This window comes from Neobacillus sp. PS3-12 (genome assembly GCF_030915385.1).
GTDB lineage: Bacteria > Bacillota > Bacilli > Bacillales > Cytobacillaceae > JAEVLT01.
In genome coordinates this window covers 3,915,852-3,939,623 of sequence record NZ_CP133268.1, presented here as the reverse complement: position 1 = coordinate 3,939,623, position 23,772 = coordinate 3,915,852, and the positions used below count along the sequence as shown (strand labels likewise).

Annotated in this window: 23 protein-coding genes and 1 pseudogene; 5 read left to right on the top strand and 19 right to left on the bottom strand. The window is 35.7% G+C overall.

The genetic code is table 11. From position 1 onward, the window contains the following. Positions 1-115: 115 nt before the first annotated feature. From RCG17_RS20000 to RCG17_RS19970, 7 genes and pseudogenes are all read right to left on the bottom strand, one after another. Positions 116-1,903, bottom strand: coding sequence for a DUF262 domain-containing protein (locus tag RCG17_RS20000; RefSeq protein WP_308171835.1), 1,788 nt, complete (start codon positions 1,901-1,903; stop codon positions 116-118). Between the two features lie 3 nt (positions 1,904-1,906). Beyond that, positions 1,907-3,208: a DUF262 domain-containing protein gene (locus RCG17_RS19995; RefSeq protein WP_308171834.1), complete on the bottom strand. Its 1,302-nt coding sequence runs from the start codon at positions 3,206-3,208 to the stop codon at positions 1,907-1,909. A 537-nt stretch (positions 3,209-3,745) separates the two neighbouring features. Next, positions 3,746-4,522 carry a GNAT family N-acetyltransferase gene (locus tag RCG17_RS19990; RefSeq protein ID WP_308171833.1) on the bottom strand — a complete coding sequence of 259 codons (777 nt, stop codon included), beginning with the start codon at positions 4,520-4,522 and terminating at the stop codon, positions 3,746-3,748. Between the two features lie 170 nt (positions 4,523-4,692). Beyond that, entirely contained in the window at positions 4,693-5,364 is a 672-nt protein-coding gene (locus RCG17_RS19985) for a CPBP family intramembrane glutamic endopeptidase (RefSeq protein ID WP_308171832.1), read from the bottom strand. A 362-nt stretch (positions 5,365-5,726) separates the two neighbouring features. Next, a complete protein-coding gene (locus RCG17_RS19980; RefSeq protein ID WP_308171831.1) occupies positions 5,727-6,374 on the bottom strand; it encodes a hypothetical protein in 648 nt (215 codons plus the stop codon). Positions 6,375-6,694: 320 nt separating this feature from the next. Continuing rightward, a complete protein-coding gene (locus RCG17_RS19975; protein WP_308171830.1) occupies positions 6,695-6,967 on the bottom strand; it encodes an HU family DNA-binding protein in 273 nt (90 codons plus the stop codon). 154 nt (positions 6,968-7,121) lie between these two features. After that, positions 7,122-7,247: pseudogene (locus RCG17_RS19970) on the bottom strand (DNA-binding response regulator); the annotation flags it as partial. Positions 7,248-7,827: 580 nt separating this feature from the next. Between RCG17_RS19970 and RCG17_RS19965 the strand changes: the two are divergent. The 3 genes from RCG17_RS19965 (at position 7,828) to RCG17_RS19955 (ending at position 10,097) form a co-directional block, all read left to right on the top strand. Further along, a complete protein-coding gene (locus tag RCG17_RS19965; RefSeq protein WP_308171829.1) occupies positions 7,828-8,298 on the top strand; it encodes a hypothetical protein in 471 nt (156 codons plus the stop codon). A gap of 273 nt (positions 8,299-8,571) precedes the next feature. Next, positions 8,572-9,576 (top strand): DUF3231 family protein, encoded by a 1,005-nt coding sequence (locus tag RCG17_RS19960; protein ID WP_308171828.1) that lies wholly within the window; start codon positions 8,572-8,574, stop codon positions 9,574-9,576. 374 nt (positions 9,577-9,950) lie between these two features. Beyond that, positions 9,951-10,097 (top strand): hypothetical protein, encoded by a 147-nt coding sequence (locus RCG17_RS19955; protein WP_308171827.1) that lies wholly within the window; start codon positions 9,951-9,953, stop codon positions 10,095-10,097. Positions 10,098-10,294: 197 nt separating this feature from the next. Here RCG17_RS19955 and RCG17_RS19950 read toward each other — a convergent pair whose 3' ends face one another. The 11 genes from RCG17_RS19950 to RCG17_RS19900 all read right to left on the bottom strand — a co-directional run bounded on the left by RCG17_RS19950 (position 10,295) and on the right by RCG17_RS19900 (position 19,662). Further along, on the bottom strand, positions 10,295-10,588 hold the full coding sequence (locus tag RCG17_RS19950) for a hypothetical protein (protein ID WP_308171826.1): 294 nt from the start codon (positions 10,586-10,588) through the stop codon (positions 10,295-10,297). A 205-nt stretch (positions 10,589-10,793) separates the two neighbouring features. Next, a complete protein-coding gene (locus tag RCG17_RS19945) occupies positions 10,794-11,132 on the bottom strand; it encodes a YolD-like family protein (protein ID WP_308171825.1) in 339 nt (112 codons plus the stop codon). A 154-nt stretch (positions 11,133-11,286) separates the two neighbouring features. Continuing rightward, positions 11,287-11,550, bottom strand: coding sequence for a CPCC family cysteine-rich protein (locus RCG17_RS19940; protein ID WP_308175894.1), 264 nt, complete (start codon positions 11,548-11,550; stop codon positions 11,287-11,289). Between the two features lie 229 nt (positions 11,551-11,779). Further along, positions 11,780-12,889: a lactonase family protein gene (locus RCG17_RS19935; RefSeq protein ID WP_308171824.1), complete on the bottom strand. Its 1,110-nt coding sequence runs from the start codon at positions 12,887-12,889 to the stop codon at positions 11,780-11,782. A 204-nt stretch (positions 12,890-13,093) separates the two neighbouring features. Further along, positions 13,094-13,366, bottom strand: a complete 273-nt coding sequence (locus RCG17_RS19930) for a stage V sporulation protein S (protein WP_308171823.1) — start codon at positions 13,364-13,366, stop codon at positions 13,094-13,096. A 554-nt stretch (positions 13,367-13,920) separates the two neighbouring features. Further along, on the bottom strand, positions 13,921-14,121 hold the full coding sequence (locus tag RCG17_RS19925; protein WP_028401851.1) for a cold-shock protein: 201 nt from the start codon (positions 14,119-14,121) through the stop codon (positions 13,921-13,923). 1,190 nt (positions 14,122-15,311) lie between these two features. Continuing rightward, positions 15,312-15,998, bottom strand: coding sequence for a reverse transcriptase domain-containing protein (locus RCG17_RS19920; protein ID WP_308175893.1), 687 nt, complete (start codon positions 15,996-15,998; stop codon positions 15,312-15,314). Positions 15,999-16,096: 98 nt separating this feature from the next. Beyond that, positions 16,097-17,110 (bottom strand): site-specific integrase, encoded by a 1,014-nt coding sequence (locus RCG17_RS19915; protein WP_308171227.1) that lies wholly within the window; start codon positions 17,108-17,110, stop codon positions 16,097-16,099. After that, the gene (locus RCG17_RS19910; protein WP_308171228.1) at positions 17,097-18,083 is read right to left on the bottom strand and encodes a tyrosine-type recombinase/integrase; all 987 of its coding nucleotides are present in this window, start codon (positions 18,081-18,083) and stop codon (positions 17,097-17,099) included. Before RCG17_RS19910 ends, RCG17_RS19915 begins: the two co-directional genes overlap by 14 nt. After that, complete coding sequence (locus RCG17_RS19905; RefSeq protein WP_308171229.1) at positions 18,076-19,311, bottom strand: tyrosine-type recombinase/integrase; 1,236 nt, start codon at positions 19,309-19,311, stop codon at positions 18,076-18,078. The genes RCG17_RS19910 and RCG17_RS19905 overlap by 8 nt, the downstream gene beginning before the upstream one ends. A gap of 156 nt (positions 19,312-19,467) precedes the next feature. Continuing rightward, a complete protein-coding gene (locus RCG17_RS19900; RefSeq protein WP_308171822.1) occupies positions 19,468-19,662 on the bottom strand; it encodes a hypothetical protein in 195 nt (64 codons plus the stop codon). Positions 19,663-19,723: 61 nt separating this feature from the next. On the opposite strand from RCG17_RS19900, the gene RCG17_RS19895 reads away from it, so the two are divergent. Both RCG17_RS19895 and xerA read left to right on the top strand, forming a co-directional pair. Further along, entirely contained in the window at positions 19,724-21,649 is a 1,926-nt protein-coding gene (locus RCG17_RS19895) for a tyrosine-type recombinase/integrase (RefSeq protein WP_308171821.1), read from the top strand. After that, the gene (gene xerA / locus RCG17_RS19890) at positions 21,639-22,601 is read left to right on the top strand and encodes a site-specific tyrosine recombinase/integron integrase (RefSeq protein WP_308171820.1); all 963 of its coding nucleotides are present in this window, start codon (positions 21,639-21,641) and stop codon (positions 22,599-22,601) included. Before RCG17_RS19895 ends, xerA begins: the two co-directional genes overlap by 11 nt. 62 nt (positions 22,602-22,663) lie before the next feature. Here the strand turns inward: xerA and RCG17_RS19885 are convergent, their stop codons facing one another. Further along, on the bottom strand, positions 22,664-23,185 hold the full coding sequence (locus tag RCG17_RS19885; protein ID WP_308171819.1) for a reverse transcriptase domain-containing protein: 522 nt from the start codon (positions 23,183-23,185) through the stop codon (positions 22,664-22,666). Positions 23,186-23,772: the final 587 nt, after the last annotated feature.

Sequence of the window (23,772 nt, the reverse complement as noted above, 5' to 3'; positions counted from 1 at the left end):
CTAAGTCATTCAGCAAGCCCTGTGTTCTAGTCAGCTGCTCTGTCTCAAGGATTTGTGTCAAGTTAAATACTCTTGAGCCCACGCGCCCTTGGACTACAATGCCTTGAGTAGTGTTCTAGCCTTTATTTTTCAAAATGCTGTACATTTCATCTTGATGTTTACTTGCCTTTTCTTCTGTCCACTTCCCATCGCCGAGTCTTGTTATTTTTTCCATGATTTTTAATTTCAGACTTTGATTGATGATACTCGGATATGAATTGATTTTTCCAGCAGGAGGCAGGTTAGAAAACTTAGAGTTCCCCGAAACCGTTATTAAAGCTAGATTACCAAAGCCGTTCAAGTCAGCTTGTTCCCAACCTTCTCCTTCGACTGGATGTTGCGGCTGGAAATGTTCGATGGAACTTCTAAACTGAAATTGCCAATCATCTTGAAATGGTGATATGATTTCTTTTCCATCATATGAATAACCGTCTCGATAAATTAAATAATCAAGATAAGAAAATACAATTCGTTCGACTCCAAAACCATTCCTGTTTTGATAATCTGAATCAACAACCTTCTTCTTACAATAGTTTTCTAACAAAGTAATAATGTCAGCTGCCTCGTTTTCTAACAAATTAGATAAAACAACCGAAATCCAGTGCATAGTTTTTGGTGATGTATAAGTAATACGCAAACAAGATTGAAGTGTTCTTAGCTTCTTATTATCATTAGCTTCATCCCCCAATGTACCAACGTATTTGGGTTTATCGCTATTTTTCTTGTTATCACGATATTTTTCTAAACGTTGTAGGGACCATTTACCCGTTTCTTTGTAATCTCTAGCAAACTCACGTTTTAACACATACTTGTCAAATAGCACTCGACACTTCAATAAATGAAACAAGAAATCTTTTGCTTTTTCAGGTGTTGACCATGCCCAAGATAGATTATTAAGGAAGTGTTTATCATCAAGACTTACATCTTCTTCTCCGAGTTTTCTCATGACAGCATTGACTTGCAATAAAAAGTTTGGAAATGAAATAGTTGATTCAAAACGTTCATTCTCATTTTCGGATTGTGTGGTTGACACATTAAGCATTCTATTATCTCTCAAGATATCAATCAAAGATTTTTTATCTGCTAATTCATTCCCTGTCGATATTTTAATTTTTATCGAATCAAAATCCTTAATTGATTGACAAAGACTGCTCCAGTTCTCAGTAAAGATGCTTCTTCGCACATTCACATCACAATTCATCTGAATATACGAATTCATATCAGAACATTTTTCCCAAATCATCGCTGCTATATTTTTTTCTTGATCACTTTCAAGTACTTCTAACAACTTAGCTTTAGCAATTTCATGAAGTTCCAATTGTTCTCCACGGGTATTCATAATTTCAAAATAATGGTTCAAATCTATGTTCTGCGGGACTTGAACTCGAATAAGAAAAACTCGTTTCAACTTTTGAATAAAGCTGTTTTTGTCGATATTTTTATTCTTGAAGTAGTCATCAACGATTTGAAAACCATTCAAGATTTCTGGTGATGATAATTCTTCAATTAATTCCGGATTACTGCTGTCGCTAATATATGAAAGGGTACGATTTGATTTTTCACGAGCCTCAAATCGCAACGCTTCTTTCGCAAATACAACACCTAAATACTTCTCAAGAAGATATAAAGTCGTTAATCGCTGCTGACCATCAATTACTTCGTAAACATTGTTATCCGTTTGATTAACAATCAAATTACCTAAAAAGTAGTTTTTATTAGAATCGTCAATAGAGCTCTCAATATCTTCAATCAATTGTACTATTTGCGTTTCACTCCAAGCATAATTACGTTGATAAATCGGCACTAGGTAATTGATGTTGGCAAAAACGTCTGATACCGGTATTATTTTTAAATCGTCAGTCAACTTCTACCACCCATTCCATTTACAAAGCAATTCATATATTGCTTTATATTTCTCTTTATTATTATCATCAATGTCTGGCTGTGTAAGCACAAGTAAATTCAACCCTTCTGGATCAGTCATTTCGCTGATTGCAGAAAACATATCGATTCCATAGTTTGCTCGTTCATGCTGACCTTTTGCATATTTATTGATGGTCTGCGGATACACCGCATTCATTGTCAATCGCAATGAATAACTCCATGAATAAAGATGCTGCATCACAGATTGGGTTAAACTCTCAAGGCCAAACCTATCGGCAAAAAATAATAACGAACATTCATACAACTGCATAATGTAAATATCGCCAGAACGCTTGCTTGGAACTTGCTCATGGTCATGAAAGCGGTTAATTTTTTTTTGTATTTTTTCTAATAAATTTCCGTAATGAAGCGTGTAATTAAAGAATCGTTTTCCGGCTATCAAGGGTTGTGTCAATTGGAATTGATTCAAAAATTTTGAGGAAAGCAATTCATTACTACCATTATCATTGAATTGTTCTACAAACAGATTACTAGCTTTATGGTAAATTGCATAATTGTAGATATTTGCTCCTTTAATTCCTTTGAAAGAATCAATTTTACTTGAAGAATAACCTAAACCTTCTCTTCCTTTATACCATTGAGTCAGTGGGTACAAATAGTTTTTAAATAAATCGTCTAAATCGTCTTGATTCATGTTTTCCCAGCTATTTATGATTCTAACTTTCTGGTTTTCATCTTCACTATTCATTTCTCGCAAATGGTATGATTTCAACAAATCATGTGGTGCTAACTCTTTTCCACGAGAATTTTGTGAATCGAAGAACTGAAATGCTTCTTGCTCACTATCTGTGACAATTTGAACCGTGGTGCATTGATTCAAAAGATAATCTTTATATTTTTTACATTCATCATCGGTTAATTCGTTAATCCTTTTAGAAAGAACGCCAAAATTTGTGACAATAACATCATTCGATAGTTTGGTGTATTTTTCTTTCAACAGTTTTTGTTTGTAATCGCCTAAGCAATAAAGCAGAATTGATAATGTAGTAAGCCTTTGTTGCCCATCAACAATATTATATTTTTCAGAGCTTTCTTTGTGTAAGATTACCGATCCAAGACGATATTCATTGATTCCATCTTTAAACGCCTCATATGTATCAATAAATAGGGTATTGGTTGACTTCACGCTCCAACTATATGGTCGCTGATATGATGGCAAGGCCAAATTTATAGTAAGCAAGTCTTTTAATTTGGTTATTTTCAATTCATCTTGAACTAATGCCATTATACTTCTCCTCGTATTTTCTATTAACACCATTATGCCAGAATAAATAAGTCTGAGTTTAAAAACTAAATTACCAAAGGGATCTATCTGTTTTTAAAAGAGTACCAGTCAACATCGATAATACGAAAAAACCCTAATAAAACTCCCTGCCGCTAATATCCGAACTTTCACCTCTATATGATATGTAATGTCCTGGCAACTTTATATTTCCATAATTATACTATAAAACATATCTATTCCTATGATTTTATTAAATTTTGATCAATCCTTTAGTCAATTAAAAGCCTTATCACTAGTGCATATTAAACCCACACAAGCAATAAAGCTTTAATCATTTCCCTGCTCTGCATTCCAATCCTAAACTACCATCGTTTGCATTAACTTCATCACTTCACAAAGTCCTCTAAAATGAAGACCTTTACTGCACAGTATGTGTCTACTGCGTAATAAAAGTTACTCCGCAATCTGGCCCAATAAATGAAGGCGCCTTTTTATTCAAGAAAGGCGCCCTTTTCTGGAATAAAAGAATAAATATTTTTATACAAAAATTGAATACTTCACAGGATTTCCAAATCCTAATTTTTCAGCTAATCTTATAGATGACTTATTTAATATGTCGCAATCCCAGCGTGGTATTATATCATTTTCGAGACAGTGACCTATAAAGGTTTTTGCAATAATAGATGCTAATCCTAGTCCTCTATAATCTTCGTGAGTTGCAATATCAATTTCTGAGAATTGAAGTGAAGAAAAAATTGAAGTACATTCACTAACCACTTTTCCTTTATGAAGAATACAGTAACCGAAACCATTTTTAATAAAGTTAGAAACAGATCCCCAATATTCTTTATAGTAATCCTCATTAAATTCCGGGCTATTTGTTATTAATTCTTCGTTTATTCTCCTAATAAAATAATCACTAACCAATATGTTCTTATCATGAAATTGTTTCTTATTATCAAATACAAAAGAATACCTGCTCATCTGTTTTATATTATCTTTAAATTGTTCATTAATTAAACAATTCCAATATTCAGTTGAAGAAAATAAAGTGAATCGCAATTTCTTACTTTTTCTTTGACAATACAAATCAAAAAGAAAATCATTAAACTCTTGATTATCTTCTTTTCCAGCAACAAAATAAATACCGGATTCTGTTCCAATTAGTACCGTCTCAGGAGTGTTAGAATCCGTATAAACAATTCCCCTAATAAAATTATTCAACACTGAATAGGAGAAAGTTGGAACGGTCTTCGCTTTACCTTCTATTACATTTATTACTTTATCAAAATCAGTTTCATTAAGTTTTATCATAATAACTACACCCTTCAACCTAAGCGAATTGCATCTTCATCTTAATAACAATTATTTCAAATTTCGATACTTTGCTCAATCACTTTTTTCCAGAAAATGGCCCTTTCATGCGAAAAGGCGCATATCCATACTCTGGAAATGTGCCCTTTAATTGAATAAAGCTCAATGTGTTACATCATATTAACAAATAAATCGTAAAATGAGTGTAATAATACGACCGACCATAATGAGCCTGTTTTTTTATAAATAAAACCAAAGATTAAGCCAATAAGAAAAATATAAGGATGGTTCCAAAAGTTAAAAAATTCACCATGATGAATCCAAATCGGATAGTGTATTAATAAAAATAATAAGGATGTCATAACATTTGCTTTCCAAAAAGACATTCTGTTACTTATTTCTTTTAGGATAAGCCCTCTGAACACCATCTCCTCGGTAATTCCTACAACAAGGAACTCATCAAGATAGTCATCTAACGGCAATAAAAAATGAAATGTTCTATGATTAACAAGGTAAACTACAATGGTATAATACAAACCAACCAGTAAAGAAAGAATGACTCCCCAAATCAATCCTTTTTTTACATTGATGTTCATATTAAAGTAATTCATGGGGTTGATATTTAGATAATATTTTACATAAATCCAAATTGGAACGATCCAAACCAAAACCTTAGCCAACGCATTCAATAAAGCATAGGTTGTCCCACCAAATAACTGAAAGTAATTAATTATCCACAATTCTTTTAAAGCCCAAACAAAATAAAAACCAAGTAAATACAAAATAAGAGTTCTTACCCTGTAAATTTTGGCTTCACTTTCAACGCTTAACTTTGTTTCCACTTTCCTCTCCCTATATTTATTATATTTTGAAATTATTGTAAATTAATTTTACCACAATTTTTTGTCCAACTAAATCTATTTTTATTTAAGTGAAAACCCCTACATTCTCTTCAGCATTACCAAATTTTAATTAAACATGTTGTTCAACAATATGGCCCAAATAAAAAGAAAGAGCACAATTCATGCTGCTGAATTGCGCCCTATTGTGGAATAAGAGCTAATGCTTAAATTTTGTTAAGGTACGAGAATTTGTTAAAATTTAGTTTTTTTTCAAGGATTATACTTCACCAAATAAGAACGTATTACTTTTATGGAATCTCCTTTACATAGGAAATTTCCCATAATATATCAATCTGAAAAATTTAAAATACAAATTCAGTTGTATCTATCGAGTAAATATATTTTGTCGAATCATGCTCAATTAGTTTTAGTAATTCATGGCCAATAATTCTTGCTGCTAAATAACAAATTATTGCATCATCAGCAATGAAAAGTCTTTCTCTTTCTTCATCCATATTTACCTCATGCTTTGATAGATTATAGTTTTTCACAAAGTAAAACAATCCATCAATTAAAAACCTTGGTATGCTCTGTTCCTTGCTTAAAATATGTGCTGCCTTTCCTAAGGTTGAATTAAAATACCGAATCCCTAAAATTTTTTTCCTTTTTAATACAATTCGTACCACTTCCTCAAGATGCATTCCAGAATATATAACAGTGTATCTTGAATGAAAATGAACATTTATAATCTCTATTTCTGACCGAGCATATTGCAAAGGTCTAAATAACTTTCTATACTCTCCTGCTGGATAAGGATTTAGTTTAGGATCACATGGCAAACAATATCCACCTATTCCTCCGATTTCTTTGTCGAACCCCCACAAAAAATCAGTCTTATATTCATTAATATTTTCATTTATCTCTTTTAAGATATCCACAACTTGCTGTTTTTGTTTATGTGAAAAGATAGAATCAAAAAGATTTTTTGTATCCTGTAAAGGTGTTCCCATTATTTCACCCCAATATTTAATCTACCTTATTTATAATTTTATTCTAGTAATTGGGATAATTCCATATTTTTCTCAACCCTTCATCCTTTTCACGAGTATACTTAACTTGTACTACTCTGATCTACCAACCGTCTCAAATAATTGACTTTACGTTCAATCAGAGTACACTCTGCCAGAACAAGTAGAAATGTAGTAAAATCAATGTTTAAATTTATTCAAACAGACTTGTTCAGAATATTGTTGATAGCCTTCCTACTTAGCCCAATAATAAAAGGCCCTAAGGAATGTTCTCTAGAGCCGTTTTATAGATATGCGAACTATTATTTAACAGCTTCCTTTAATTCCTTGCCTGGTTTAAAAGCTGGAATTTTAGAAGCTTGGATCTGAATTTCCTCTCCTGTTTGTGGGTTACGACCGGTTCGAGCTGCACGTTCACGTACCTCAAATGTTCCAAATCCAATTAACTGGATTTTTTCTTCCTTTGCAAGTGTATTTGAGATCGTTTCAAATAATGCATCCACAGCTGCTGTGGCATCTTTCTTTGTTAGTTCTGCTTGTGTTGCAACAGCATTTACTAATTCCGTTTTATTCATATTCAAGTCTCCCTTTAATTGGCGTTCTTGTAATTATTCTCCATACGCGCAAAAAAGCCCTTTTTATCCACTAACTTTAAGATGGCGTTAAATCTTTTTTATTCAATTAATGCGCCCGATTGCTGAATATCGTTATTGAAGTAAATCTCCTTATCTGGATAACTTGTATGGCTTCTTGCCCATCATGTACTTTAATGACATTATATTCTTCTTTTTCTAGATGGATCGCATCAGCAATCTCCTCCTCATCATCAGCAATTAAAATCGATATACGTTTCATCTATTCCACTCCTATATCAAGTTACATTCAGTGTATTTTTTATTTATCATCAAAGCTTACAAAGCTGCCAACCATAAAATATTTGATGTTTTTGGTGGGTATACTTTATCAGCAGTATCTAAACTAACATGGTAAAATTTAATGCTTGTATTTTATTTTCTATTATTTCTTTTATTTATTCAAGAATGGTCCAAGCATGAAATAGGCGCGATTAAGTATTCCAGCATTCAGAGAAGACAAGTTTTTTCCTGATAAGTGATCCACAACGTTTCCAATTCATAAATTACCAAGTTGAATTCAGATATATACATTTTTAGGTAATTACACCACCCTCCAGTATGGCAATGATGGAATATGTCGATATTTGTTGAAATTCATTTTGCTAATTTCCATATTTTTGGAAAATATATCACTGAAGAATTATTTTGGACGATTGATAAATGCAAGAAGTACATAAAGTAGAATTAAAATCCTCAGAAGTTTCACAACTTTGGAGCCAATATAATCAAAATGGATGGATAGATATCCTCCGATTGCAGCAGAAAGAAAAGAATTAGCAAAGGAATTTAGGAAATGTAAAATGAATATCTTAAAACAAAATAAAGTGGAAAAATTACTTTGGAGTATTGCATTTCCGGGATTTGGTCAAATACTGAATGGAAAACTGATTAAAGGAATTCTGTTTATAATATTAGAATTTTTTATTAACGGAAAATCAAATTTTAACAAGATCATCCTTTTAAGTTTCCAAGGAAACATTAAAAAATCAATTGAACAAGCAGATTTTCATTGGTTGATGTTTTATCCTTGTTTATATTTTTTTGCAATGTGGGATGCTTGGAAAGATGCTGGAGGAGAAAAGGATCGATACTCCTTTTTACCGTTTGTATTTGCAGCTTATTTTGTTACTGTTGGATGTATTTTTTCCTCCAATTTTCAGATATTCGGAGTATTATTCGGCCCTGTTTGGCTTCCAATGATTTGTGTAATTCCTGGTTTAGCAATCGGTATTTTACTATCTAGTTTTTTGAAATACATCTTAAAAGTCTAAAAAGATAATCAAGTTCCCCTTACAAATTGAACCCCCTTCTTAATGAAAGAAAAAAGCAAACTTAGAAAGGTGCTTTTTCTTTTGAAACTTGCATTTTCTTATTGAACTAAACTGGGGGCGTTACTTCAATAAGAAAAATGCGTTTCCGCTTATTGTAGAAACGCCCCCGTTCGTTCAACAAGAAACTGCTCAATTATCAACTGAAAGGTTTAAGTCCAAGGAAACGCATAACTATTTCTGAGTCAGTAAAAAATACGGAAGAGGTGAGAACAAATGGAAAATGATAATTTAAAACTTACGTCTTCCGAAATTGGAACACTATGGGGGGAGTATATAAACGGAACGATGATCGAGATAGTAAATAAATATATGATTTATATTTTGGAAGACGAAGAGGTGAAAAATGTTTTTGAAATTGCCATTGAGACATGGGAAAAGCAAAAGAAGCAGCTTGTTTCCTTCATGGAGAAAGATGGTTTTCCAGTTCCGAATGGATTTACTGAGTCCGATCTTAATAAGGGTGCAAAGAGATTGTTTTCTGACACATTCTGCTTAAATTATTTACATATAATGACGATACATGGTTTGTTAGGTCATACCACTGCTTTAAGTGTTTCTGTTAGAAAGGACCTACGTGAATTTTACAATTCATGTGATAATGATGCAAAAAGGATGTACGATTTAACCATTGAGTTATTGCTTAAAAAAGGAAAATTCCAACGAGATCCCTATTTCTATCCTAAAGAGAACCCTGAATATATTTCCACCAAAGATTTTACTGATGGATTCTTCGGAAAAGGGAGACTTTTATCTGCTACAGAAATAATCAGTATTTCTCTTAATATTAAAAAAAGCATTATGGCAAAAACTCTTTCAATCGGGTTCAGTCAAGTCGCTGAATCGGAAGAAATAAGAACATTTTTAGAGGAAATAGGAAAAAAGGCAGATGAAAACATACAAGCCCTTGCAAGTATTTTACACAAGGATAATTTGCCCGTTCCAATGTCGTGGGAATCAGAGGTTACAACGTCACAGGACTCTCCTTTTTCAGATAAATTAATGTTGTATCATATGGGGTTCTTGGGTCAAACTGCACAAGTATATTACGGTACAGGTCTAGCAGGAGCCATGAGAACAGACCTAGCTGTCGTTTATGAAAAGACAATTCTAAAAACATTAACATTGACAAAAAATTGGTTCGATATTATGGTAGAAAACAAATGGTTAGAACAGCCACCACTTGCTCCCAATAGAAAAGAACTTGCACAAGATAATTAAAAGTATACCCCTCATTAGTGAGGGGTATACTTTTAATTAACTTTTTAATTTAAGGGATAATTTCAACATAAAGTAGTTATTTCCTTCTTAAGCTAATCTGCACCGTTACTTTAAGTGAAATGTTTCACAATATTTTCTCTTATACAAACACGAATCGTTTTTATGTTCTTTTCCTTTCGCCTCTATTTGCACGGGTGAAATGAACAAAGCAGCATAAGACATACATATTAGCGTAAACTTGGTAATCGCCTTTTTATAATTTATTCTCATTTTTCTTCTTTTATTTTGGATATTTCACCTGATTACATTCCTTGTAACAACAAGAATAAAAAGAGGGGCAGGGCACAAACTATGCTAAAAGGAGAGTGTATATCATGGATGAAAAGGACTTAAAACAGAACGCTAGTAATACTTTACGTACGAATAAAAAGAAACCTTCAGATATAATCGCAAGTATTGATGAGATGAAAAAAGAGCATGAACCAGAGTATGTCTTTTTATATTGGGATGAGTTGAGATGAGAATCCTATAGAAGAGAAAATGAAATGAATATTGGATAGGATTATACCAAAATAAAGCAATTCCCCTTAAAGAGAATTGCTTTCAATCTGCCAAAATTGGCAGCAGGATATTCAAGTAATGCACCCTTTACTTCAATAAGAAAGAGCTGCTAACACTGCAACTCCCTGTTCCGTTTAAGCTGCCCGTTCGTTATCTCCTACTGCTTTTTAAATCTACCAACCAACAGAATGACTATACTAACCAACAGAATAAGTAATGGAATCGCTTGTACAAACAAAAAACCACTCCAGAAAAGAGACTCATCGCCTGAGTCGGTTGCCATTCCACCAATAAAAAAAGAAAGAGGTAACACCAACAAATTAATCCCCAAAGAATTAGAGAAAAAGAACTGCTTTTTATTCTTCTGTTTTTTTCCAGCTTTGTAAAAGCAAAATAATGCACCACCAATAATTAATGCCAGAATCCCGTAACTAATTAATCCTTCCAACATATTGAGATTCCTCCTTGTAATGTAACTCTAAAAAGATAATTCTATATAAATACTCTTTTTTTGTAATTTGGGGTAATTTGCCCTTTTTATATTTATGAAACAATAAATAATGCGCCTAATAATAAATTTATCCTTTCTTCCACCAAACTGTATCTTTAGTTTAATAAAAAATGCCAACCTATAGAAAAGGTTGACTCAAGTATAATCATTTCAAAACCTTCACTCCGACTACACTATCGTATGGCACCCGCTCGATTTCTCCAGGCTTCACCTCAATCCGAAGTTCATGAGTTATCGGATCAACGTAATGAACACGACCAGTAATGTCGTGATTAAATCCTTCATCCCATACGGTTAGTTTCACTGCCTTATTATATTCTGTGGCATAAGCTATCCGCAGGTCGAACTCTTCCGTCTGATTTTCGTCTAATAACGGCTTAGGAGTCCGAGCCTGATCTTTGAACATTTCACTGGTCATTTCGAATACTAGCGGTATAAAAGAGGCAGACTGCCATTTCATTTTACCACGGTCATGTATTGTCATAGTGAATCATCTCCCTTTATACCATTATATACGAACTAACGTTCTGTATGTATAGAAATTTAAAGACCTACTATTCAGCGGTCTTTAGATTTCTTCTTTAATTAATGCCCCTTTTAGTACAACAAGAAATATATTTCAGTTATCAAATGGATACTCATAAAAGGTTCCAATTTGGGTCTTTAATATCTTCTTTATTTGGCTTTCTAACGAACCTAATGCTACCTTCGTCACAAGCTCCAAATTTAATAAAATTCTGCTGTGCTTGTCTTAATGAAATATCATTTGCCCCTCCTTCGTAATCAGGGTCTCGAAATTGAACACCATCATCTTCCCAAAAGCAAATACTGCAAATATCATATGTGCCTGGTGGTTCTTCATCTAATGTTTTATACCCACAGCAAGGACAAGTATATTTCACCATTACTCTCTCCTATACTCAAGAATTGCGCCCGATTGTTGAATAGTGGTAAAAATGAGAATAGGCTTTAAAAATAAAACTTAGTCTATTTTACTAAAAACCCCCGTAGTTTAAGTTCATTCCTTTCCAATATCGATGCTTATTATGTTTTTTCATAGCTAAAGCCGCATTTTATGTCAGCAGCCTTGTTTTAATCTATATTCCACCAAAAATAATTGGTTTAAAAAAATCAAAGAATAGCTAATCCTTGCGAACCAAGATAAGGAATGGCGGTCCAAGCTGCAACCTGCAATCTAACCAGACTACCATCATCTTGAATGCTAAATACGGAGACTGTACCCTGATTTCCGTTTAGGGTGTAAAAGTGTCGTCCATCTTTACTTACTCCAACATCCATCGGCAGACCTGGTGCTGTACCTGGCGATGTACTGGTAATATGCCTTACCACTGACAGTGCTCCATTAGATTCAATTCGATATGTTGAGATGATGCCGCTTAAAGTGTTGGTAATGTATGCAAAACGTTCATCTCTTGTTGTTACAACCCAGCATGCGGTTTTATATCCATTTGGTACAGAACCACTGATTACATTAAGGCTCCCATCGTTGCTCATTGAATAGGATGACAGGGCATTTGAATTTGCTTCAGTAACTAAGAGGATTCCAGAGGATAGAAAATAAGCACCCAATGGTCCTTGCCCATAAGAATCATTAACGATTGGTTCTGTAACTGTACCATTTTGTTTTACATGGAACACGCTGAGATGGTTTGAAGTAAGCTCGGATACCAGAATTTTACTACCATCTCGGGTGAAGAGAACCTGAGCAGGCTGCGCATTGAAGGTACTGAGTGAATGAGTCGACCCAGGAATAGAAGTAAGGCGACCATTATTATCAATGAAAAGCCCTGTGATATTCGAAGCAAAATTGTTAGCAGCATTACCTACATTTGCAACATAGACAAGATTGCCAAACACATCTACGCTATTGGGCTGGGCACCTCCTGATGGCTTAACATCCGCGAGAACAGGGATACCGTTTTCAGTAATGATGAAACTGCTAATACTATGGCTGCCTGCGTTTACGGCAAGGAGGAAACGTTGATCGTGTGACAAAGTTAGGGCTCCTTGTGATGCAAGGGGATCGACACCATCGTTTGCCGTTGCAGTGGAGACTTCCTTTGTACCAGTACCTTTACCATAAGTTTGATAGGAGCCCGCAAAGGAGAGCATTCCATTTATATCCCTGTAAAAGGCAATGATTTGATTCATTACTTCATTATTGGTCATAATATAAACCATACTCGCATTCGCACGGATATATTTGTTCATTATCTGCATTTTAAAACTTTCCTCCTTTCATAGTTTTATATGGTGCTTTTACATTTTAATTCCCAAAATTCAAAAAAGCACCCTTCTTATTAAAGAAGTGCGCCCGATTGCTGAATATCGTTATTGAAGTAAAGCACTTCGTTAGCACAACAAGCTATAGCATTAGGTGAATGTTTTTAAAATAATTCTTTTATTGATCGTCTCAACGCAGTACTATCGTTTTTTTCTAGGACCTACAATTAATTTGATTGCTGTTCTATTTTCATTATTGATTAAAACATCTGTAAATGCAGGAACAAAAACCAGATTAACATCGCTAGGAGCTACGAATCCTCTTGCAATCGCAATGGCTTTAATCGCTTGATTTAAAGCACCAGCTCCAATCGCTTGAATTTCTGTATTTCCTCTTTCACTTAATACGCCTGCGATTGCACCTGCAACTGAATTCGAATTTGATTTTGATGATACTTTTAATACATTATCCATATAAATTTTTCCCCCTGTTATTTAATCGATTGATATGATCACTGGAAAGAATGTAATTAACGTATCTTTAATAATATTCAAATTCAAATCAAACAGAACGATTGGACTTATTCCTTTGATACTTTCTATGTTATCCTTGCACCTTTACTCGAATAAAAAATTTTTGTATCCCTGGTTAAAGGAATGCCGCCGTTAGTCACCATGCAGCGCAAAATTGCGCTGCACCACATAGGATGAAAACAGATTAAAACCTTCAATACTGTTTCTATGACCCCTCGATAACACAACAGGAAAGGGATTGCAATCCCTTCTTGAAGATAAGCAAACGTTTGAATTACACCAAAAAAGAGTGACAATTTCAGCAATCTCTACAAAAGCACTTTAAAATTTTTATTCAAAGGTAATTGGGAGAATTCGTGATTATGTGATACACTTTGTTTACCATTTGATTTACTGTTTACATGTTCCCTACTCATTCGTGAGTGGGGTTCCTTGCTTTTAAGATAAATAAAAAACAGACTCTATAAAGAGCCTGCTTGAGTTTGGTTTTATTATTAAGCTTTACGCACGTTAGCTGCTTGAGCTCCACGTTGACCTTGCTCAACATCGAAAGTTACAGCTTGACCTTCTTCTAAAGATTTGAAACCTTCGCCTTGAATAGCTGAGAAATGAACGAATACGTCTTCTCCACCTTCACGTTCGATGAATCCGAAGCCTTTTTCGCTGTTAAACCATTTTACTTTACCATTTTCCATTTTTGTTGCCTCCTAGTGTGTAAAAACACACATTGTGTTACTATCCTTGCTCTCAGTGATCATCAAGACGAAAAGTTTTCCTAATACTATCCTTTACACCGAACAAAAATAATTCTTATGTAGATTAACATTTTTCACAAGTATTTGCAAGAAGACATACAAGCGATCATTTTTGCCACTCATGAATTTACATATCCGGTTTTGCATTCTTTTGTTGTTCTTATTCAAGTAGTCGAGTAGAAGGGAGCCTTTCTACCTTGCGGTAAATTGGACTCCGCCCCCCTCCCAGAACCGTGCTTGCACTATTGTCTGGATAGAATTCAGGCGCGCGCACTAATTAAAGCCATGTTTCCTGAAGCCCCCCTTGCGATCCCGGACGGTCGGATTTCCCGAGTTCCGGTTCTGACCTTGGATTTCTACTAAATGAGCCTTCCCTTATTATCCTAGGATTAAATGGCGACACCCATATTCCCCCATCAATAACAAGGTTTACTACATTATTAGCCAAATCGGGACGAATAACTTTTATTAATAAGGCTCTGTGTCCTATCTAACAATCCCTTGGCATCCAAGTGCCCAGAGGTCCTTTGCTCAACTTTGGTGTTACCATTGTTGAAATATGTTTCTACATATTTAGAAAAGAATTACCTTTTCCTCTTAGCTACTACGACCTCATCCGTCAGTCCTAAATCCTCCTGTCAATTTCGGTGGTACCTTATATGACGGGTCTTTGCTGGTTGTTGTCGCCCCAACTGGAAGTAGGACCTTCCCGTCGTTATCTCTGAAAATCATTCCCTAGATGCTAGAGCCCATATCCCGGCATCCCCTATAGTGCATGTAACCGTTTCTTCCTACAGGGCTTCGGCCTTCCCCAGTGCACCATTGGGTCGGCGAGTCGCAACATTCCCTTCAACAGCTTCTGAAGGGGGAGCCATTTCGAGACTGCAGTATTCGTTAAATCCTTCTGGCCTCTAGGTTTGCTTGCCGTACTGACTGTTCCTACCTTATATTCTCTGAGTAATATAGGCAGCTACGGCTTTTACGTCCGAGCAGAACGTGATTTGTTACCTCCTCACGCATCGGATATGCTAGTTGTCTGAATCGGTCAATTGACAACAGGAGACTTTCACTCCATAAGATTTTCAGCCTTGACGGCTGCTCCAATGCACACGGCTCCTCCTAGTCATCATTTACAGAATATAGCTAATCTCTTTTCTTAAATCATATATATTCACTTTGATTCTTGGTGAAGGTAGTGGATATTTATCAAGAAACAATCTGAATTTATCCCATGTAAATGATTTCCTTTGACTTCTTCTGTTGAGCCATTTAAACAGTAAGTCCTCGATTTTGCACTTGAAGTTGCTAACATTTAAGATATTATCAGTGATGCAATAATAGTTGTAATAACCAATAAGCGAGCGTCTAAATCTGTCCATGATTATATGAATATTTTTATTCCTATTCTTCTTCATCCATTCTTTCGTATCTTTTAATTTACCTTGGACTTTCTTCCTACTCGATTTCCGTTTTACCCGAAATTTCCCTTGTTTACTTTTCCCACAATAGTGTGTAAACCCAAGGAAGTCAAAAGTTGCTGGCTTACTCCTTCCCTGTTGTTTTGCATTTTGCTCCGCAAACCGTCCAAAGGGAATAATTTTGGTTTTATCCTCAGCTATTTCTAAATTAAATTTCTTTAATCTCAACTGTAATGAATGAAAGAATTGCTCGGCTTCACTTTTATATTGAAAACAACAAACAAGATCATCTGCATATCTCACTATGTATGCTTGGCCTTTGCACTGTTTCCTAACCCTTTTCTCAAACCATAGGTCGAGAACATAATGAAGGTATATATTGGCCAATATCGGAGATATTACTCCACCTTATGCGAAGTAAAATATTATGCAAAGTAAACTTCCTAAAGCTCTAAAAATAGAAGTTTATTTTCCATTTACTTTGCATAATTTCTGACCTATTTTAATTCGTTCAGCCAAGTAAGCAGAGCCTGATCCTGGTTCCAGTCAGGAAGATTACCATCAATTAAATCGGTATAAGCATTTTCAATTGCTTTTCTCTTCGTTTCAGTATCGGTTCGGGCATATATTTCTGTTGTTTTTATATCTTCATGTCCAAGGAAATCACGAATGTATATGAGATTTACTCCTGCTTGTAATAAATGCATGGCCTTCGAATGCCGAAACATATGAGGTTTTACTTTTGGAGGTACAATGGTTGATATTTTCCTTGATAGCTCAACATATTTTGAAATAATATAGGCGACCCCTTCCTTTGTTAGTTTGTTATTTTGGTTGTTTGAGAAGAGGGGATATTGATTTTTCCAAGGTTTATCCAGTTTATTCTCAGTAATATAGCGCTCCAATAATGATATGGTATTCTTCATAAGAGGAACACGTCTTGTTTTGTTTCCTTTTCCGGTTAATACAACCACTGCCGGTGATTCCAGGATTACATCACTGACTCTAAGATCAATTAATTCTTGTACTCTGGCTCCAGTATCATATAGAACACTCATTAATGTTAGATCTCGCCGTCCTTTCGGACAGCTCCTGTCGGGCTGTTCAAGAAGTAATTTCATAGCTTCTGGGGTTAGATGCTCTACTACAGTTTTGTTTGCCTTTTTAGTAGGAATTGCGATTACCTTTTGAAAATGGAATAAACCGGAAGGTTCCTCGGACTGTACATAACGAAAAAAGGAATGTATCGCTGAAAGTCTTTGGTTTCTAGTTGAAATACTGCAATTCCTAGCTGTTTCCAACCATCCTAAAAAGCCATTAAGCAGTTCGCATGAAAGCAATTCTAGTGTAATTCGTTCGGCCGAGATACTTTTTACTTCCTGACAGTACTTTATCAATAGTTTAAAAGTATCACGGTATGATTGGACGGTATTCTTACTGACATTTTTCTGTGATGGGAGATATACCGAAAGGAATTCTGTTAGATGCCTCGCAAAATTAGAAGGTTTCATCGGTGACACCTCCTAATAGAGGGATAATATCTGGGTATTGTATTTCTAGTTTTAATGTAATTTTTGGGAAAACATCTGCGGTAAGACGCAAATAATAAGCAGTTTCCTCAAAAGAATCGTGCCCCATATACGTTTTAAGTATTGGAAGATATGTCGTTAAATCCTTTTCTTGTTCCACCCATTTTTTGAGACAATGGACTGCAAAAGTATGGCGGAAATCATGAATACGAGGGCCCATTCCTCTTCCCCCGTGTGAAATTCTTGCACTCCATAAAAACCGACGGAAGTTTTTATATACATTTCCTAACGTCATCGGGTTGCCATCCAGTGCAGGAAAAAAATATTCTTCTCCTTTTGGAAATGGATGTACAATTTTTGCATAAAGCCCACAACGTTCCGTAAGGGACATGGACATGGGTACTAACCTACTATTATCCTTTTTAGAATTATTTATGGAGAGGATTCCGTTTTCAATGTCAACGTCAGCTACTTTGAGAAGTCTTGCTTCAGATACCCTCAACCCACACATATAAATCATTCTAAAGAAAACAGGCATTATCAGATGTCTGTGTGGACATTCATAACAATATTTGCATTTTTCCGTCTCGGCAAAGAACCTTGTTAATTCCTCGCTTGTATAAATATATGGTATATATTGTTCTTCAGTTGGAAAATATCCCTTGGGAATGATATATGCTTTAACTCCAATAGAATCAAGATATTTTCCAAATTGCCGAATAATTGAGCAGCGTGAACATTGGTTTGCCTGTGACTCGTAAGACTTTTTTCTACACCAGTCTAGAACGATTTCCTTAGTAAGCTCTGTGGCATGAGGGTATTTTTCTAATGTAAATCTGTCAAAACGTCTTAGGTGATGTGAATCAGTAATGTATTTGTATCCGATGGCTTGTTTAAGTTCCACATGATTTTTGAGATGGTCCTTAAATGGACCTTCATAAATAATTTCATTCATGATAAGAGCCCTCTTCAAAATCTATGGAACATTCCCTAAGCTTATTGATATCAACCTTTAGATAAACTGATGTTGAGTTGGTATCGACATGCCCAAGAATATCTGAAATAGTAGAAAGTGGGGTATCCTTTTCTAGAAGCTTACTGGCTATTGTATGCCTGAGAGAATGCATTCCTCTTCTTTTTTTTAGTGTTGGAATGTGCGCAAATTCCATGTACCTTTTGATTAACTGATTTAAATGGTCCTCTTCTGAAAACGGACCAAATGGTGCCATATGCTTTACGAATATATAAGGACAGCCTACTTTAGGACGACCGTATTTAAGATAATCAATTACCGCCCAGCCCACCTCCGGTGTCAATGGAAGAGATATGAGCTGTCTAGTTTTTGATTGTGTAAAAACAAGTCTCTTTTCTTCCCAATGGAAGTGCTCTATTTTAAGATTTTTAATATCCTTACATCGCAAACCGAGGCAGCAGGCCATTAAAATAATTGCATAGTCACGTTTGCCCTTCGGGCTCCCTCTGTCAATAGCTGCGATTAGTTTTTTTAACTCATCTTCTGTCCATACGGATGGAATACGGGTCTGTTTTCTTGCTTGAACCATTGGTGTTTTTCCAGCTAAATCTGTCTGTATTTCACCAGTTTCCAAAAGAAATCTAAGAAAAGCACGTATAGAACAAATATTTTGTTCAACAGTTTTATAGGTATAACCGGCCAAGGTTTTGATGTAGTTATTAATCAACGTGATGTTGATTTCTTTACATTCTGTAACTTTTTGAGAAGAGAGATAATCCATGAATCGAGATGATTGTTTTACATAATGGTCTATTGTGACCTTGGAGTAATCCTTATTTGAACAGTATTGCTTAAATCTGTTCCTAATTTGAATAAAATATTGATCCGTAAGGATCTCCTTATGTTTATAGTATCGACGTAAAATGGTACGGTGCAGTTGAAAATTACCAATCATTCTAATGACACGAAGCTCTTGAGTCTCAGATTGTGAAAGAGTTCCATTCAAATCTTTTTCAAGAATATGAAAGTATTTTTCTACATAATCAATTCCTAATTGTTCTGAATAAAATGTTTCGCCTCGTTCCTTTGCAAATTGAAGAAGGTTTTCCCAACGTCTTCTGTAAAAATTCATGGTGCCTATAGTGTAACCTAGTCGAATCATTTCCTGGTCTAGATCATTAATTAGTTGAGCTAGTGGGACGTTTTGCATAAGTATTCCCCCAAAAATGATAATTTTTGAGCATAGGCTCATATATCATTTTCGGATATTATGCAAAGTAAATCGAATAAAAGAGTTGATAAATTAGCTTTTTTATTAATTACTTTGCATAATTACTTTCTTTGCATAAGGAGGCTTATGCAAAGCTTAGCATAAGCCTCCTTGCGGTGTGCCATTATCTGTTTTATATTTCTTACCTTCTTCCATGTATCCACCTTTAAGAAACCTACCAATAATCCTTAATAGGTTAGGGTCAGCGATTCGCAGTTTTAAGAACTCCATCATCCATGTGTGGTCAACGTTGTCAAAGAATCCTTTTTTAGCGATATAAGATAGAACCATAATAAATTATTTATCCATAAGATCGTAAGATCTTGTAATCTATTTTAGAGGAGAAATTATTATGGATTCTATTATTGAAACATATCGTGAATATCAGACTATCATTCGGGGATATACTCCTCAAGTCGTTTTAGGTACATGGAGGGAATTAAAAAAGCTAATTAAATATCTTGAAGATCGTTCTCTTAACATTGAATCTGCCACTCTTGCAGATCTGGAAAACTACTGTATAGAACGGACAGAAGAAAAATCTCTTCAATACCGGAATCTTATAATAAGTCAAGTTCGTTCCTTTTTTACTTACTTGGAACAACAGGAATACCGCATGGACAATCCTGGTTCCCATTTGTCATATACTAATCTAGATGCTCATCAAGAACTACCGGAAATAGCTTCTTTAGCTGAAATCCAAGATTGCCTTAAAGAGTTAAGAAGACAAATCGATTCCTGTTTAAGTAGGCGTCAGTTTAACCCTATACGAAAACGAAATTTGGCATTGTTCGCTCTTATGTATGCCACCGGCATAAGAGCTGGTGAAGTTGCTAATCTTCTACTTCGTGATGTTCTTTGGGATGAACAGGTACTCTGTATCCGAGCGGGTAAGGGACGTAAAGATCGACGAGTTCCTCTTATTGGTGAAGTTCTGGAATTACTTCAGGAATATCTGGCATCACGAAAGAACCTGGATATGGATGCACCTCTGTTTCTTACTTGGAGAAAAGAAGCGATGAACAGTAATTTAATTGGAGTTACCTTTAAATCGTATTCTAAGATGTGGACCAAACCATTACGCCCTCATCAGTTACGGCATACTTGTGCCACACACCTCTTCCAACAAGGGGGAAACATTTTTCAGATAAAAGATTGGCTAGGTCATAAGAAAATTACCACCACACTACATTATGCAAGGATAGAAAATCCCGAGATCTCATCTACACTAGAATCTCATCCTATTAATGAAGTGACCGTTCCAAAGCGACCGAAGCTACAATTAACGAATAAAACTTCAAAGAAACTCATGTCTACCTTACGACGAAAATACACTGTCACGATGCCTATTGTTGAACCACTCCTTGGAAAGCTTGAGGAACAGATTGAGGAGTTCCTTCGAACGGCAAATGGGTTGAATAAATACACAAAAGGAACAATTAAGGAATTCCGCTTTAGCCTAACACGATTTGCTATTGGTTGTGCTAACTGTCTTGAAAACGGCATAGAAGCATTGCGAGGTGTGGACGTAATTCGCTGGCTGAGCTCACGTAGACAGGCTGGAATTTCTCAATGTACAATAGATAAAAACTTGTCCCACCTTCGTACTTTTATTTCCTATGCCATGGATCGAGGTTGGAGATCGGACAATCCACTGGAGGTGTTGAAAATAGTTCCAAAAAAAACAAAAGAACAAGCTTATCTTACCGAAAATGAAATGATGTCTTTACTATCCGCACCAGACCGTTCTTCACCAGAAGGCTTTACTGACTATATGACACTTCTTGTTCTATATTCCACTGGTCTTCGTGTGGGGGAACTAAGTAATCTGAACATCGAAGATGTAGACGTAAAAAAGGGGTGGGTTCATGTTCGTGAAGGCAAAGGACGTGACAGACAAGTTGCCATTCCAAAGGCTGCTTTGAATGATTTTAAACAATATCTTGGATTATACCGAAAAGAAAAATCCGGTCCATTCTTATTAAATCTTCAGGGTTCGCGAATAAAACCTTGGACCGTTGCGAGACGTATTCGACACTATGCTGAAGTCGTCAATATTCGAAAACCTGTGAGCCCTCATACAATTCGACACACTTTTACTACTCACCTTATTCAACGAGGCGGGCGAATTGAGGTAATCGCAAAAGCCTTGGGACATAAGACATTAGCGGAAACAACTCCCTATGCCCATGCAGATTTTGAAGATCTTAGAAAAGCAGTTAGCTTGTTACGAAAAAACATACCACCTTTGTCAGGAGCTCATAAAGATGATGAATGATTCTTCGATTCAAGAATTTCTAGAATATTCACAAATGGTACGAGGTTGCCGTCCAAAGACAGCTGAAGCTTATGCCATTGACCTAAAAGTATTTAATACTTTTTGCGCTGTTCATTATCCACATGTGGATAATCCATCAAAATCTAGATTAGTTGTGGATTACATTCGTTATCTTCGCGTTGAACGAAAGAATGCCTCAGCTGCGATCGGCCGGAAGTTGGCTACTCTTTCTGCTTTTATTGACTTTCTTATCTTGATGGAACTACTGGAATCAAAACAAGATCAACGTAAAAAGTGGCCGAAGTTACTGGATACACCAAAGCGCCTTCCGGACGTCCTTGAAAACAAGGAAATGCAAGACATTCTTTCACAACCAGATACCACTACGATTCTTGGACGGCGTGATCGGGTTATTCTTACGTTAATGTATTCTGCCGGCTTACGGGTTAGTGAAATCTGTTCTTTAAGATTAATAGATATCAGTTTCACTGAAAAACGAATTCTTATCTGTGGAAAAGGAGGCCGTGAACGGTACGTACCACTTGATTCCATCGTTGAGGAAGCCCTTGAAGAGTACTTGGTATCTAGAACTAGTGAAATACCAGAACTCTTTGTAAGCAAAAAAGGTGGGCCACTCACTCCACGCGCAATCCAATACATGGTCAAAAAATATGCAGAAACAGCTAAAATTCAGAAAAACGTAACTCCGCATAAATTGAGGCATACCTGTGCTACGCACCTTCTTCAAGAGGGGGCTCATTTGGTATCCATTCAGAAGTTACTTGGACATAAAAGTTTATCCACCACTCAAATTTATTTACATATTACAATTACGGATTTAAAAGAACTTTCAAAGCAACATCCAATGCGTAGAATGCGCACACTTATGGGGCTAAAGGGAAATTCAATCAGTTCTTTTCAGACACCTTACGGTGCTCGAACAGGAACATAACGAAATAAAGAGTAAAACTGCGAATAAGCTAGTATATAGAAGAATTTTAGCTATTAAAACATCTAAACGACTTTATTCCGTCCTAAATTAATGTCGCTAAATCTTTCAATATCTACATCTACTACATAATTTACTGACTTCTTTTCAATATAATAGTTCAGTATTTTCAACGCATCATGGCAATTACGATTTGGGCGGAATCCAAAAGAACAGTCTAGAAAGTCATTCTCATATATGGTATTTAGTATCTTCGTAATGCCCTTTTGAACAATCTTATCTTCATGTTCCGGTATTCCCAATGGTCTTTTCTTGTTTGATTTAAGTTTTGGAATATACATTCTCCTTACTGGAACAGGACGATAACTTTTGCTTTTAAGCCTACCTAGTAAATCCATTATGTTTTCTTCCAGATTTTCACCGTATTGCTCTTTAGTGGTACCGTTAATTCCAGTTGCCTTCTTATTGGGCAGTTCATGATGACATTGAACCAATGCTTCCTTGTTTAATAGATGTGCCAGAGATGTAAATTTCATTTTAGGATACGATTTTGCTATTTCTGCTATCCTTAGTAGTTTTGTTTCCATTTATTATTCCTACCTCTGTGTGTAGTAAATGTGTCCCTAGTAAGGGTGATAACTGGTAGCTAGCCTTTCCTCCATCGGCGTTACCCAACTTCATTGGTACTACGCTGCTATCCGACTCCCTACATCGGCATTTGGTTTCCTTGCTTTTTATCGCTTGTACACCATACTCTTCTAAAAAAAGAAAAGACCGGTAGGGTCTCCCAAGTTGCCGTATCATATCAATGTATAACGTGCCAAGGTCTATGACTCCAGAGAGGTTTTACCATTCTTGCCTTTAACGAAAGATAAAATGTAGCTTTCTGCAGCGCTTAAAGCATCAGCCCTCTCGATTTACAATCATTATGGAGCTCAATCCCTTCAACCAATTGGCTTTCGGCCCGCCACCTAACTGTCTACGCTTAAAGACTAAAGTTACCTTTAGTCCTCCAAGACTTGCTACGAGCGAATGGCTAGTTCTTACTCGACGGGAATCCCACCCGTTATATGATACGACCTAAGCTTGGCCGCACAAGCGCCCGATTGTGGAAGATCACTAAGCTTCTATTAGCTAGTTTCGTGCAAGAAAAAAGAGGATTGCAACCGCAACT